The 14,615-nt window shown below is 56.5% G+C and carries 10 protein-coding genes and 1 pseudogene; 7 read left to right on the forward strand and 4 right to left on the reverse strand.

Translation table 11 applies throughout. From position 1 onward, the window contains the following. Positions 1 to 16: 16 nt before the first annotated feature. The 3 genes and pseudogenes from fhuA to WH279_RS05635 all read right to left on the reverse strand — a co-directional run bounded on the left by fhuA (position 17) and on the right by WH279_RS05635 (position 6,119). A pseudogene (gene fhuA / locus WH279_RS05625) lies at positions 17 to 2,230 on the reverse strand (ferrichrome porin FhuA). A gap of 211 nt (positions 2,231 to 2,441) precedes the next feature. Next, a complete protein-coding gene (gene mrcB, locus WH279_RS05630) occupies positions 2,442 to 4,991 on the reverse strand; it encodes a bifunctional glycosyl transferase/transpeptidase (protein ID WP_200643780.1) in 2,550 nt (849 codons plus the stop codon). 165 nt (positions 4,992 to 5,156) lie between these two features. Beyond that, positions 5,157 to 6,119, reverse strand: coding sequence for a LysR family transcriptional regulator (locus tag WH279_RS05635; RefSeq protein ID WP_227536413.1), 963 nt, complete (start codon positions 6,117 to 6,119; stop codon positions 5,157 to 5,159). A gap of 167 nt (positions 6,120 to 6,286) precedes the next feature. Here WH279_RS05635 and WH279_RS05640 point away from each other — a divergent pair, with 167 nt between their 5' ends. The 7 genes from WH279_RS05640 (at position 6,287) to WH279_RS05670 (ending at position 11,904) form a co-directional block, all read left to right on the forward strand. Further along, on the forward strand, positions 6,287 to 7,750 hold the full coding sequence (locus tag WH279_RS05640) for an NAD(P)/FAD-dependent oxidoreductase (RefSeq protein WP_339455258.1): 1,464 nt from the start codon (positions 6,287 to 6,289) through the stop codon (positions 7,748 to 7,750). Then, positions 7,747 to 8,229 (forward strand): CMD domain-containing protein, encoded by a 483-nt coding sequence (locus tag WH279_RS05645; RefSeq protein WP_339455259.1) that lies wholly within the window; start codon positions 7,747 to 7,749, stop codon positions 8,227 to 8,229. The genes WH279_RS05640 and WH279_RS05645 overlap by 4 nt, the downstream gene beginning before the upstream one ends. Continuing rightward, complete coding sequence (locus WH279_RS05650; RefSeq protein WP_133842218.1) at positions 8,226 to 8,792, forward strand: peroxidase-related enzyme; 567 nt, start codon at positions 8,226 to 8,228, stop codon at positions 8,790 to 8,792. The genes WH279_RS05645 and WH279_RS05650 overlap by 4 nt, the downstream gene beginning before the upstream one ends. Before the next feature lie 38 nt (positions 8,793 to 8,830). Next, positions 8,831 to 9,523 carry an amino acid ABC transporter ATP-binding protein gene (locus WH279_RS05655; protein WP_339455260.1) on the forward strand — a complete coding sequence of 231 codons (693 nt, stop codon included), beginning with the start codon at positions 8,831 to 8,833 and terminating at the stop codon, positions 9,521 to 9,523. A 65-nt stretch (positions 9,524 to 9,588) separates the two neighbouring features. Further along, a complete protein-coding gene (locus WH279_RS05660) occupies positions 9,589 to 10,416 on the forward strand; it encodes a transporter substrate-binding domain-containing protein (RefSeq protein WP_133842220.1) in 828 nt (275 codons plus the stop codon). Between the two features lie 68 nt (positions 10,417 to 10,484). Then, complete coding sequence (locus tag WH279_RS05665; RefSeq protein ID WP_339455261.1) at positions 10,485 to 11,192, forward strand: amino acid ABC transporter permease; 708 nt, start codon at positions 10,485 to 10,487, stop codon at positions 11,190 to 11,192. Positions 11,193 to 11,211: 19 nt separating this feature from the next. Continuing rightward, positions 11,212 to 11,904, forward strand: a complete 693-nt coding sequence (locus WH279_RS05670; RefSeq protein WP_339455262.1) for an amino acid ABC transporter permease — start codon at positions 11,212 to 11,214, stop codon at positions 11,902 to 11,904. Between the two features lie 79 nt (positions 11,905 to 11,983). On the opposite strand, the gene hrpB is transcribed toward WH279_RS05670, so the two are convergent. After that, positions 11,984 to 14,434 carry an ATP-dependent helicase HrpB gene (gene hrpB / locus WH279_RS05675; RefSeq protein ID WP_339455263.1) on the reverse strand — a complete coding sequence of 817 codons (2,451 nt, stop codon included), beginning with the start codon at positions 14,432 to 14,434 and terminating at the stop codon, positions 11,984 to 11,986. Positions 14,435 to 14,615: the final 181 nt, after the last annotated feature.

Raw genomic sequence — 14,615 nt, forward strand, 5'->3', positions numbered from 1 at the left:
GCGCCCGGATAGACATTTAGAAACGGAAGGTGGCAGTACCGACAATCTGACGCTCTGCGCCCCAGTAGCAGGCATGCTCACGATAACAGCTGGCAACATACTCACGGTCAAACAGGTTGTTAACGTTAATACCGACCGATGATCCTGGAAGTCCAAAACGAGCCAGGTCGTACTTCACGACGGCATCAACCAACGTATAACCGGCCACATCAAAATTCTGATCCTGATTATCGCCATTACTCGCCTGAGGACGGTACAGACCTTTACTCTCACCCACGTAACGCAAGCCCGTGCCCAGCGTCAGGCCGGATAAGGCACTTTCATTGAATGTGTAGTCGCCCCACAGTGATGCCATATGTTTAGGCACCTGTACTGGCGTTTTTCCACGCAGGTAATTGTCTTCTGTATATTCAGCATCGGTATAACTGTATGACGCAGTCACGTTGATGTTGGCATTGACTGCGGCTTTGGCTTCAAACTCGAACCCACGGGAACGAATCTCCCCGCCCTGTACGCTAAACAGTGGCGCAGTCGGGTCACCCATCAGGTTGTTATTTTTGGTCAACTGGTAAATCGCCCCGGTCAGAACAATAGGACGATCTTTCGGAACGTATTTCACGCCTGCTTCATACTGTTTTGCACGAGAAGGTGTGAAGGTTTCCCCACCGAGAGTTGTGCCAGTATTAGGAATAAATGATTCGCTGTAACTGAAGTAAGGTGCAATACCGTTATCGAAGACATAGTTCACCCCGCCGCGCCAGGTAAAGGCCTGGTCGTGGGGTTTGTTTTAACTGGCATTACGGTCAAACGCCGACATGGTCAGGTAGTCATAGCGTCCGCCCAGCGTCAGCACCCAACGATCCCACTCCATTTGGTCCTGCGCATACAGACCGGTTTGTTCCTGCTTATTCAGATATTGATACGGGAATCCTGATCCCTGAATCATTTCATCGTTTCCATATTGTGGATTCAACGCATCCAGCGGGGCGGCGGCGCCAAAAATCGCATCTATATCATTGCGTGAGCGCTGATAATCTACGCCCATCAGCAGAGTGTGATCCACCTGACCAGTAGCAAACTTCGCCTGAGCCTGGGTATCAACCGCAAACTGATTCAGCTTTTCCTGTGAATGCGCGTATCCACGATTAATGGTGTTGTTGGCGGTATTCAGGCCGTTGCCGTAGATGCTCAGGTAATTGGTACGCATCTGCGCGTAACGCAGGTTCTGACGTACGGTCCAGGTATCATTGAACGCATGATCGAAGCTGTAACCGATCATTTTGGTGTTGCGGGAGATTTTATTGCTGTCTTCACCCTCATCAAAATCGGTTGGTAGCTTGTGCTGATTGCCGTTGGCATCCGTAATGGGCACGACCGTGCCTTCACGCGGCAACCAGCCGTAATAACCGGTTTCCGGTTCATTCTGGAAGTAGCTCAGGAAGGTGAAATGGGTATTCTCATCCGGTTGCCAGCTGAAAGATGGCGCGATGGTATAACGCTTCTCTTTATTCATCTGCTGCTGCGCATCTGCGCTGCGTGCCAGACCCGTTAAGCGGTAAGAGAACTCGCCGTTGTCATCCAGAGCGCCTCCGAAATCAAAGCCGGTAGAAAACAGGTTATCGGTCCCCATCTGGAACTGGACTTCACGCAGAGTTTCGGTGGTTGGGCGCTTGCTCACCATCGATACAATGCCACCCGGGTTACTTTTTCCATACAGCACAGACGTTGGCCCGCGCATCAGTTCAACGCGTTCCAGGAAATAAGGGTCAACAGCAAATTCGGAGTAGTTATCACCCTGTAATTTCAGGCCATTGAGATACTGATTGGTATTCGTTTCACTAAAACCACGAATGGATAATGCATCAATCACGTTTGACGCACCGCGGTTACCTACCATCACTCCGGTGGTATAACCCAGCGCTTCTTTTACTGACAAAGGCTGATGTGTTTGCATTTCCTGGCTGGTGATAACAGACACAGACTGCGGGTTTTTCTCAATCGGTGTATCGGTTTTGGTGCCGGTGGCGCTGTGTTTTGCCGCAATGGTCGGGGCCGGGCCCCAGGCACTTTCCTGCGGCGCACTGCCAGCATCCGCCGTGACATTAATCGTCTGCTCAGCGGCAGCAAAGGCTGCACCACTGGTGAGTGAGAGAGCGACCAGCGCTGCCAGTTGTCGTTTTGCTGTTTTCAGGTGTGTAAAATCAGTGGATAAATCGCGCACATTGGCCATTTAGCTTTTCTCTGAACAAGGATTGTTGAATGTGAAACGAAACGATAATTATTATTATAACGCTCGGATAATATGCGAAACAAAGTCAGTTCTGCAAGGAAAAACGCCCCACATGATCTGCCACACAAGCGGCATGGGCATTGACCTGGCGCGGAAAAAAGCCAAAAAAAAAGCCGGTTTCCCGGCTTTTTCATTCAGATAACAGTGAAGGCTACTGACCAAACATATCTTTGATCCAACCAGCCACACCATCGCCATCCTTTTGCTGATTCTGCGGTTGCTGCCCTTGTTGCTGATTCTGTTGCTGATTCTGCTGTTGATTCTGCTGCTGCAACATCTGTTGCTGCTGCTGAACCTGCTGCTGTTGCTGCTGGCACAGGGCGTTAGCATCCGTGGTCCAGACCGGCAGGCTACGCCAGCTGCTGCTGGCACTGCCGCAGACAAAGTTACCGGCAGAATCCACGTTCATCAGTGCAATATCTTCCGGTGGCGTGAGAGTTAACGGCATCGGCGCCTGCATTTCCAGATAACGACGATACAGTTGCATCGCCCCGCTGGAACCATACAGTTTGGTCGGCTGGTTGTTATCACGACCCACCCAGGTGATGGCGACTTCTTTGCCATCAATCCCGGCAAACCAGGTATCTACCTGATTGTTGGTGGTGCCGGTTTTGCCTGCCAGCGTCGCTTTCGGATACTTAGCCCCAAGCGCACGCGCCGTACCGTGATCCACCACCTGCTGCATGCTGTAGAGCGTCAGGTAAGCCCCCTGCGCCGGAACGGCACGTTCGGCCTGCGGGAAGCTCTGATACAGCACGCTACCATCTTCAGCAATCACGGAACGCACGGCCGACAGCGGCGCACGGCTGCCGCCGCTGGCGATAGTCTGGAAAGCCTGTGCCACTTCAATCGGTGTCAGGTTCAGTGCACCCAGTAACATCGCCGGCACCGGATTCAGCTGATCTTTCGGTACACCCAGCTTGGTCCAGGTATCCACCACCTGCGGCAGACCCAGCGTCATCCCCAGGTTCACCGTCGGCACGTTCATGGAGTTGGTCAACGCATCCACCAACATCACCTGGCCGCTGTAACGACGGTCGTCGTTCTGCGGTTTCCACACCTGGCCGTTAGGCTGTTTCAGCGCAATCGGATTATCCGCGAGCCAGGTATTCAGACGGTAAGTATCCGGCTGGCTCAGCGCGGTCAGATAGGTCGCCGGTTTTGCCAGTGAACCAATCGAACGACGCGCCTGCAAGGCACGGTTGTAGCCTGCAAACTGCGGATCGGCACCACCGACCATGGCGCGAACTTCACCGCTGAAACGGTCCACGACCACCATCGCCGCTTCCAGATCGTTGACCCCACGCTGTTTACGCAGCGCCGGGATCCCCTCTTCTACTGACTTCTCAGCAGCATCCTGCGACACCGAATCCAGCGTGGTGAAAATTTTCACCCCGGAGAGATCCTTCATCTTGTCGCCGAGTTTGCTCTGCAACTCGTTACGCACCATCTGCATAAACGCAGGCTGTGGGGTGATCACGCCGCCTTTCGGCTGCACGCCCAGCGGACGCGCACTCAGCATGTCGTACAGCTCCTGGTCGATCACCTTCTGCTGCTGTAACAGGCGCAATACCAGGTTACGACGCTCCAGTGACAGTTTCGGGTTACGCCACGGGTTATACAACGACGCACCTTTCACCATACCCACCAGCAGGGCCTGCTGGTCAAGGCTCAGCTCATCCACCGGACGGCCAAAGTAATACAGGCTTGCCAGCGGGAAGCCACGGATCTGATCGCTGCCTGCCTGGCCGAGATACACCTCATTGAGGTACAGCTCCAGAATGCGGTCTTTGCTGTAGCGCGCATCCATAATCAGCGCCATATAGGCTTCGTTGGCTTTACGCCACAGCGAGCGTTCGTTGGTGAGGAACAGGTTCTTCACCAGCTGCTGGGTCAGCGTACTTCCGCCCTGCACAGCGCGTCCGGCAGTGATATTGGCGACGAAAGCACGGCCAATCGAATAAAGGCTGATGCCATCATGCTGATAGAAATGACGGTCTTCGGTCGCCACCAGCGTATCCACCAACAGGTCCGGGAAACCGGCGCGTGGCACAAACAGGCGCTGTTCGCCGTTGGGCGACTGCAACATGGTGATCAGACGCGGGTCGAGGCGGAAGAAGCCAAAGCTGCGTCCATTGTCGAGGTTCTTAATATCGCTCAGCCGATCGCCACTGAAGCTCAGACGTGCGCGGATCTGCCCCTCTTTGCTGTCGGGGAAATCAAACGGGCGACGGATCATCTCAATGCTGTTGGCCTGCACGGTAAATTCGCCGGGGCGCGTCATGCGCGTCACTTCGCGATACTGTGTGCCTTCCAGCAGCGTGATCATCTCTTTTTTACTGTACGACATGCCTGGCTCAAGGCTGACCATGCGGCCATACACCGTGGCCGGTAGCTGCCAGACTTTGCCATCAATACGGCTGCGGATCTGTGAATCGAGGTAGAAACCATAAATGGCCATGACCACCGCGAAGATCAGGAAAAGCTTAAACAATAAGCCTATCCAGCCTCTTTTCTTACGCGTCCCGCGCCCTTTTCCTTTACGTGGCATCGAAGTTACCTCTTCCTCATCCAGATCTTCATCATCCTGATCGTCATAGTCATCATATTCTTCTTCCCTGCGGCGACCACGCCCCGCTTTGTTGCGCGCAGGCTGGGGCTGTTTTCCTTTACGCCCGATAGGTTCGCGATCGTCAGACATCTTGTTTATTTCTCCAGAAGCAGGCGTCGGCCGGGCCGACTACTTTCGTCGTATGACGACAGTTGCGGAACCAGAACCTTCTGAAAGCCTCTGGCAGTCACACAAGCGCGACAGAATACCATTTATTACTGGTGAGCATCTATTGTGCCTTTGCAACAAAAAACCTTAATTCTCCTGATGCAGGGACTGCATCACGCGCGCATGTTCATTCGCATCTAGGCAGATAAACTCCGGGAGCAGGCTGGCAGCCGCCTGTTTCAAAGCATCGATCAAGGCCAGAACGCTGGGGCGCGGTGGCCTGGATTGCGGAGTGGTGACACCAAAGTAATAAGGAATATCCACATCCAGCTCTCTGATCACTACGCCTGCCACGGGCAAACCGTAAGCGGTGACGGGCTCCATAATCGCCACACCTAATCCCGAGCGAATGCAGGAGAGAATATTCACCGATGAGTTCGTTTCAATCACACCCGCCGGTTTGACCTTTGCTTTACGCAAGACCTGCTCATAGCGCCTGCGCAGACGATACGGGTTGTAAGGTGTGATCAGCTTGCGTGACGTTAAGTCGGTTAACAGCACCTGCTCTTTCTGTGCCAACGGGTCATCTTCTCTCAGCGCCATGACGCAGCGCGACTGACCAATCCAGTGAACCTGCGCCCCCTGATGCTCCAGCGGCAGGCTGCTGATCCCCAACTCCGCCTGGCCGGTAATAATGGCGTGCGCCGTTTGTTCAGCGGAATCACTCAGGATTTGCACCGAATCATCCAGATTCACCTGCGCCAGTGCCACGGGCAGCAGGCCGGAGGACATTGATGGCGTAGCGGCAATCAGCAGCGGGGTTTTTTCCTCTTTCCAGATCTCATTGGCGCGCAGGCGTATCTGTTGCAGTGACGTCAACGCCGTCTCAACGTACTCATGCAGACGCAGTGCCTGCTCGGTCGGGTAGATACGTGGCCCGTTACGCAAAAAAAGCGGATAACCGAGGGTGTTCTCCAGATCCTGGATCAGCCGGGTCACCGCCGGCTGCGAACGTTGCAGAACTTTAGCCGCTGCCGTCACACTGCCGGACGAGATGACCGCCGAGAAAGCCTGTAACTGGCGAAGGTCAAGATCGTTAAGTGAAGCCAGGTTCTGCATACGGGAATCCTTTATTTTTCAACAGCCATAATTATCAAGTGCAATTTTTGAATAAGCTAATTATTAATTAGTATTAAGAATACGCATACATGCTAATTCATAATGCGTTTTTCATATAATTCATTATATGCATTGAGATGACGAAAAGGGGCTTAATCATGTCAGCAAAGGGTGCAAACAAAACCGGTTTAGACGCGTTGCAGCAACGCCTGGCTGAGGATTTGTCTTTGCTGGAACTGCCCGCCAGGCCCTGGGTTCCCGCACGTGTTTACCATGGTACCGCTGTGCGTGACGTGGTGGTGATTGGTGGCGGTATGTGCGGCCTGGCCACCACGGCAAAGCTGATCCTGAGCGGGATCACCAATGTCGTTGCCTATGATGCCGCGCCTGCCGGCCTGGAAGGACCGTGGGTGACTTTTGCCCGTATGGAAACACTGCGATCCCCCAAAACGCTGCACGGCCCGGCACTCGGCCTGCCGCAACTGACCTTCCGTGCCTGGTTCACGGCACAGTGGGGAGCAGAGGCCTGGGAAGCGCTGGATAAAATTCCCAAAGGTCAGTGGATGGATTATCTGGTCTGGTATCGCCAGGTGCTGGCGCTGCCCGTGCGTAACAATGTGCGCATGACCAGCATCACTCCAGCGGACGATCTGATCGCTATCGATCTTGAGGGCGCAGAAACGGGACGGGTCTATACCCGGCATCTGGTGCTGGCAACGGGACGTTCAGGGCTGGGCGGCTTTGCCGTTCCTGATTTCCTGCAAGGCGTTGACCACGCCCTCTGGGCACACTCTGCCGATGATATCGATTTCGCTGCACTGAAGGGCAAGCGCCTGGCGGTGATCGGGGCGGGTGCATCATCGATGGACAATGCCGCTGCGGCACTGGAGTCCGGTGTCGGCTCCGTTGACCTGCTGATCCGCCGCAAAGAAATGCCACGCATCAACAAAATGACCGGCATCGGCAGCCAGGGCGTGGTGCACGGTATGCATCTGCTGCCTGACGCGTGGAAATGGAAGTTTGTCGACTACACCAACACCACCCAGACACCGCCGCCGCGCTCCTCCACCCTGCGCGTCTCCTGCCATGCGAATGCCCGCTTCCTGCTCGATTGCGGCATCAGGGCGGTTGAAGAAAACGCGGGCGCGCTACGCATTGACACCACTCAGGGCCCGCTGCATTACGATTTTCTGATCGCCGCTACCGGCTTTTCCAATGACTTTAACGGCCGCCCGGAATTTGCTGCCATAGCGCCGCATATCCGCACCTGGTCCGATGGCCGCTACACGCCGGAAATGGGTGCACCGCGCCCTGGCATGCTGGCCTCACCGGACCTGGGGCCAACGTTTGAATTCCGAGAGCGTGTACCGGGTGCCTGCCCGATGCTGGCGAATATTCACTGCTTTAACGATGCCGCCATGCTGACGCACGGGAAGGTGTCCGGTGATATCCCGGCAGTCAGCGCCGGGACAGAACGTCTTGTGCGCGGCATTGCCGCTGCATTATTTGCTGAAGATGTCGATGCACACTTCACCAGCCTGATGGCTTATGACATCCCCGAACTCCAGGGAGATGAATGGACTGATTCCACTCCCCAACTTCAAAAGGATAACGCATTGTGATTGATGCTATCGACAAGGCGGCAGGCCTTGCCACCGAGGATGCACTGTACGCAACCCGGCGTTTTCGCCCGGAATTTGTTCAGGGGGCCGAACTGTGCCGTCTCTCGGTGCTGCACCCCGAAAACGATCAGGGCCTGTCTGCTGCCTGGCGCCATGCGGTGGCCCTGCGCATCGTCACACTGAATGCGGATACCGCACTGATAGCCGAATACAGCGCACAGCTGGCGGCGTTGACGCCTGACGACACGTTGCTGGCTTTCGCCAGTGGAGCATCCGTCTGCGACGAACCGCTGGCGACCCTCGCTCGCCATGTTGACCGGATCACACTGACTCCGGGTGAAGCCAAAGCCGATGATATCGCCCGGCTGGCCGGGGCGGGCTTCAACAATCCGCAGATCGTCGCGCTATCTGAACTGATTGCCTTCGTGAATTTCCAGACCAAAGTGGCCAGCGGTTTGCGCCTGATGAGGTTGTTATGATCCCATCTGTTACCCTGAAGCCCCTGACCTGGCACCCGCATATCGCTCCGGTCGAGCTGTCTGAAGCCACGCCACAGCAGATTGAAGCGATGAAGGTCACGCCATCGAATAAGAAGGTCTCGGAATATGTGCGCACGCTGGCGCACGACCCCGAGAGCTACGTAGCCCGTACCGTGCTGTTCAATGCCATTATGTATGTTGACGGCGGTTTGCCCCATGCCGACCGCGAACTGGGTGCGCTTGGAGCGTCAATGGTGAACGGCTGCAAGTTCTGCGCCGTGGTCCATGCGCGCCGCCATGCCAACCTGACCAAAAGCAACGACGTGGTCAGCGCACTCTATTTCGATAAACCCGAGCAGCTCGGCCCACGCGATGCGGCGATCCACCGCTTTGCCCGTCGTCTGTCGGCCGTGCCCTCGGAAGCGACGGCGGAAGATATCGCCCTGCTGAAATCCGTTGGCATGAATGACGTCGACATCGTCGACCTGATCCACGCCATCTCCATCTTCGGCTGGGCAAATCGCCTGATGCACGTTCTCGGCCACGCCGATAGCGGAAACTGAAGCACCTTAACGCCACCTGTGCCAGGAAACTGACCAACATGCTTGAACTTGACAATATTAAGCTCGCCTACGGTAGCTCAGAAATTCTGAAAGGCGTGAACCTCTCGGTGAAACGCGGTGATGTGCTGTCGATTATTGGCCCAAGCGGCACCGGGAAAACCACGCTGCTGCGCTGTATTAACTATCTGGCGAAGCCTTCATCCGGCAGCATCACGTTCGATCAAATCCGCATGGATTATCAGTCCGTCGACAAAAACGCCGTTCAGGCGATCCGTCTGCGTACCGCCATGGTATTCCAGCAGTTTAACGTGTTTAAAAACATGACGGTTATTCAGAACGTGATGGATCCGCTGATTGTCGTACAGCGTAAGTCTGCTGATGAAGCGCGTAAAATTGCCCTTGAAGAACTGGAGCGCGTCGGTTTGTCTGACAAGCTCGACCACTATCCGTCTCAGCTTTCCGGCGGGCAACTTCAGCGTACCGGCATCGCCCGTGCGCTGGCGGTGCGGCCGGATGTGATCCTCTTCGATGAACCGACCTCCTCACTGGACCCGGAGCTGGTCGGCGAAGTACTGAAAGTGATCAAAGAGGTGACTTCATCGGGGATCACTTCGCTGCTGGTCACCCATGAGATGCAATTTGCTAAAAATGTCTCAAACCGCATCGTGTTTATGGATCAGGGCGTTGTCGCGGCGGAAGGTAGCCCGACGGATATTTTTGATACGCCGTAAAATCCACGACTCGCGCAGTTCCTCCAGTCCGAAACAACGCTCTACTAACTAAAAGGATAATAACAATGCCTGCAAACACTACCCCTTTCCGTCGTCTGACCCTGGCATTACTTGCCGGTGTCGCCATCGCGGCATCCGGCATGGGTTCCGCCTCTGCACAGACGCCTGTACGCGTTATTAAAGTGGCTACCGCTGCAGAATCTAAGCCGCTCTCCTGGGGCGCCATCGGCCATGAACCCCAGGGCTACGAGCCCGATCTGTTGAGAGCGATTAACGCCAAACTTCCGCAGTATCGCTTCGAGCTGGAAGGGGCCGCGGATATTGCCCAGGAAACCGGGCTGGCCACCGGCAAATACGATATGGCGACCGGCGGTTTCTACACCGCTCCGGCACGCAGCAAGCAGTTCCTGATCCCGGCCACCCCGATGGGGGCCAGCATGATGAAAATCTACAGCCGCAAGGACAGCAACATCAACACCATGAAGGATCTGGTGGGTAAGAAAATTGTTCCGGTCACTGCCGGCGGTGGCGTCTATAAATTTGTGACTCAGTGGCAGCAAGAGAACCCGAACGATGCGGTGAAAATCTCAGCGTCCAGTGCCGGTATTCCTTACCCGGACCGTCTGAAAGAAGTGCAGCGTGGTAAGTACGATGCCCTGATCCTGCCTTCAAACCTGGGTGAGCAGACGGTTATCGAAACCCAGAAACTCGATATCAAAGCGAGTGAGCCGGTGTCAATCAACAATACCTACGTGCTGATCCACCGCTCAGAAGAGAACCAGCGTCTGTCAGATGATATTGATGGCGTGCTGAAAACGCTGAAAGCCGATGGCACTCTCGACAAACTGTCGCAGAAGTGGTTCGGCGAAGACGTGGTGAAGTACATCAAGTAACTCTGACGATGGCCCGGCACTGCCGGGTCAACGGTCAATGCCGACATTATTAGCAGGAGTGTTTCACCATGGATCTTACCGTCATGATCCCAGAGCTACTCTCGGCCTTGCCGTTAACGCTCGCGATTATGTTTGTAGCGCTCATCGCTGGCTTCGTGCTGGCACTGATTGCCACAACCTTCAGGGTTCGCAGGATACTGGTGCTCAGCCAACTGGCCGACCTTTACGTCTCCTATGCCCGCAGCGTGCCGGTGGTATTGCAGCTGTTCGTGGCGTTCTACGGCCTGCCTGTTTTTGTTGCCCTGTTTGATATGAAAGATTTCGTCACGCCCACGCTGGCGTCAATGGTTGGGCTGAGCCTGTATCACGGCGGCTATCTGTCAGAGGTGATTCGCCCGGCCTGGCTGGCGGTTGAACGCGGCCAGCATGATGCCGCAGACAGCCTGGGCTACAGCTTCTGGCAAAAACTCACCCGCGTCGCCGGGCCACAGGCATTGCACATTGCGTTACCGGGTTACGGCAATGCGGTGATCTACATGATCCACAATGTGGCGCTGGTGATGTATATCGGGGCTGCCGATATCATGGCGACCGCGCACCTGGTGATGGAGCGGGATTACAACCAGTACCAGTTCAGCACCTATCTGGTGTTGGGGGTGATTTACTCCCTGCTGTGCCTGATTTCCTGGCTGATTGTGCGCGTCTTCGAGCGTCGGTTCTCTCGCTACACCTCGAAAACCGCCCCGTCCAGAATTAAGCTCACGGCGAGCATCTGACTGAAGAAGGTGATTAACCATGTTTGATTTAGATGTCTTGCTGCCGGATTTTTTAAGCATTATGGACGCTGTGCCATTAACGTTGATGATGGCCGTGACGATTTTTATCTTCTCGACGCTGGCAGGGGGTCTGTTTGCCCTGATCGAATACCGACAAATCCCGGTGCTGCGGCAACTGGTTGTCGGTTACAAGGTGGTGTTTAAAGGCGTGCCGATGGTGGTGATGATTTTTCTTGCCTACTACGGTCTGCCTCCGGCACTGCATTTCAGCGCATCGCTGGTCGGTGTTGACTATAACGGCCACTCCATGCCGAACTGGGTGATCGTTATCGTGGCGCTCACGGCCTGCGTGGCCGCCTTCCAGGCCGAAGTGATCAAAGGGGCGCTGAACTCCTTTGATACCGGGCAGTCGGACGCCGCGCGTTCGCTGGGCTACTCCAACGGCCAGCTGTTCCGGCGCGTGCTGTTTCCTCAGACGATCATTGCCGCGATCCCGGATCTGGCAAACTCCTTTATGGTGATCATGAAGGCGCTCTCGCTGGCCTTCGCCATTGAAGTAGTGGATATCTTTGCGCAGGCACAGCTGACGGCGGCACTGAACTATTACTATCTTGAAGCGTTCCTGGTGGCGGTGGTGTTCTATATGGTGATCGCCTGGGTGATCACCAAAGTGGCTGACAAACTGGAAGCACGGCTCAGGATCAGAACCTGATTATCGCGGGTTTCGCAAAGGCTTATCGCCCTGGCACGTTGCCGGGGCGATTGTCGTCAGGCGCACTGACAGCGGAAAGTTACTTCTTGGTTGCAGACGGGGAAAACCGTTTCACCCGGCTGGTGGGCAGGGTATTGGCGGGATCATCAGGCCACAAATGCTTTGGATAACGCCCTTTCATCTCTTTTTGCACTTCCCGATAGGCACCCGACCAGAATGCTGCCAGGTCCCGCGTGATCTGCAACGGCCGATGCGCCGGGGATAACAGCTCCAGTACCAGCGGCACGCGTCCGTTCGCCACGCTTGGGTTCTTCGCCTCGCCGTACATCTCCTGCAAACGCACCGCCAGCGCCGGGGGCTTATCCTGATGATAGTGAACAGGTAATCGGCTACCGGTGGGCACGACATAATGAGTCGGCAGTACCGCGTCCAGCTGCTGGCGCTGCGCCCAGCTCAGCAGCTGCGCTAGCGCGCTGGTCACGTCGAGCTGTCGCAATCCTTTACCATCACGCACACCGCTCATCGCCGGCAGCAGCCATTTTTCCAGCGATGCCAGCAACGCAGGCTCCTCTGCATCGGGCCAGCCCCCTTCGGGCAGCCATTGCGCGGCACACACCAGACGTAACCGCAGCTGTTCTGCCTGCGGGGTCCAGTTAAGCACAGACAGCCCTTTCGCCCGCACCCAGCGCAGCATCGCGGTATGCAGCTCACCCTCTTCGGGTTTTGCCAGCGGCTGGGATTTCAATACCAGCTGGCCGATCTGCTCGCGCCGCCAGGCACGCAGGGTGCCTTTTTCTTCATCCCATTCAACCTCAGTCTGCTGCTGCACCAGCTCAGGACACTGGCTGACCAGACGCTCAATATCCAGCGGTAACGCCTGTAGCATACGTGCATCCGGCTGGCTGTTTCCCTGCAACAGGGCCGGGGCGATCAGCCATTCATGGCGGGTTAAACCGTCTTCACGATCGAGCGAAGCACCGCTGCCGTTCGCTAACTGATAGCGCCCGTCCACACCCCGCCGCCGTGCAATCCGGTCTGGAAACGCCGCCGCCAGCAACGGGGCAATAAGATCGTCGTCAGCCCGTCCTCCGGTGATGTTTAACCGTTGCTGAAGCTGACGTGCGCGGCGCTGCCACTGTGGCAGGCGGCGATGAAAACTGTCACGCAGATCCGTGCTGCCGCGCACCGGCTCCTCCAGCATCGCCACCAGCTCCGCAGCGGTAGCTACCGCATTCGTCTCCTGCCCCGCCGCCATCAGCAGCGCAGCAAAGCGCGGCTCACTGCCCAGCGTCGCCATTTTTCGCCCGCGCGACGTCAGGCGGCCTTCATCATCGGTTGCGCCCAGCTGGCGCAGTAACTGTCGGGCGGCCGCAATCCCTGCCGCCGGAGGCACATCCAGCCACTTCAGCTGGCTGACCTCCTGGCAGCCCCACTGCAACAGATCGAGCCACAGCGCCGCCAGATCGCTGTTGAGGATTTCCGGTTCGCTATGGGCAGCGGCACGCTCCGCCTGTTCACGGGCAATCAGATGCAGACAGATGCCGGGCTCCAGACGCCCGGCACGTCCGGCGCGCTGGGTCATTGATGCCTGGCTGACGCGCTGCGTTTGCAGGCCGGTCACGCCGCTGCGCAGATCAAACTGCGCGCTACGTTCCTGAGCGCTGTCCACCACCAGGCGAATGCCTTCAATCGTCAGGCTGGTTTCCGCAATATTGGTCGCCAGCACCACTTTACGCCGCCCGCCAGGGGAAGGCAGGATCGCCCGGCGCTGTTCCGCCAGCGACAGCGCGCCGTAAAGCGGGCAGAGGTCAACGTCGCTGGCGACTCGTTCGGCCAGTTGCGTTTGCACGCGCTGAATTTCGGCCACGCCGGGCAAAAAAAGCAGCATCGAACCCGACTCTTCATTCAATAACTGGCTGGCCTGCCGCGCCACCGCCTCTTCAAAACGCAGGTTGGCCGCCAAAGGCTGATAACGGCGCTCCACCGGAAACGATCGCCCCTCTGAGCTGATCAACGGTGCCTCGGGTAACCTTTCGCGCAGCCGTGAGTTGTCCAGCGTCGCTGACATGATCAGTACTTTCAGGTCATCACGTAATCCCCCCTGCACATCCAGCAGCAACGCCAGTGCCAGATCGCCTTGCAGGCTGCGTTCGTGGAACTCATCGAGGATCACCAGCGACACACCGTCCAGCATCGGGTCCTGTTGCAGCATGCGCGTCAGGATCCCCTCCGTCACCACTTCCAGGCGGGTATGTTTTCCGCTGCGGCTTTCACCCCGCATACGGTAACCCACGGTGGCACCCGGCTCCTCCCCCAGCAGTTCGGCCAGCCGTTGCGCCACATTACGTGCTGCCAGCCTGCGGGGTTCAAGCAGCAGAATACGCCCGTCAAAACCGGCCTGTTGCAGGATTTGCAGCGGCAGCCAGGTGGATTTCCCGGCCCCGGTGGGCGCAGCCAGCAACACCTGCTGCGATGTCTGCAAGGCGGCCAGCAGCTCAGGTAATACGGCACTGACGGGTAATGAACTCACGTTTTGCTCCAGAACAACATGGTCTAATTTTTGCGGGCATTGTAGCATTGCCCGCGAGGGATTGACCGCAGGACGCAATGCGTGTTTGCAACTATCCACCCTATTCATCTGCCTGTCACATTTCTGCGCAACGCTACGCAGCCTGACGTGCTGCTGCCGGGCAATTTACGATAAGGAATTC

The sequence above is a fragment of the Erwinia sp. MYb375 genome (assembly GCF_037479175.1).
GTDB lineage: Bacteria > Pseudomonadota > Gammaproteobacteria > Enterobacterales > Enterobacteriaceae > Erwinia > Erwinia rhapontici.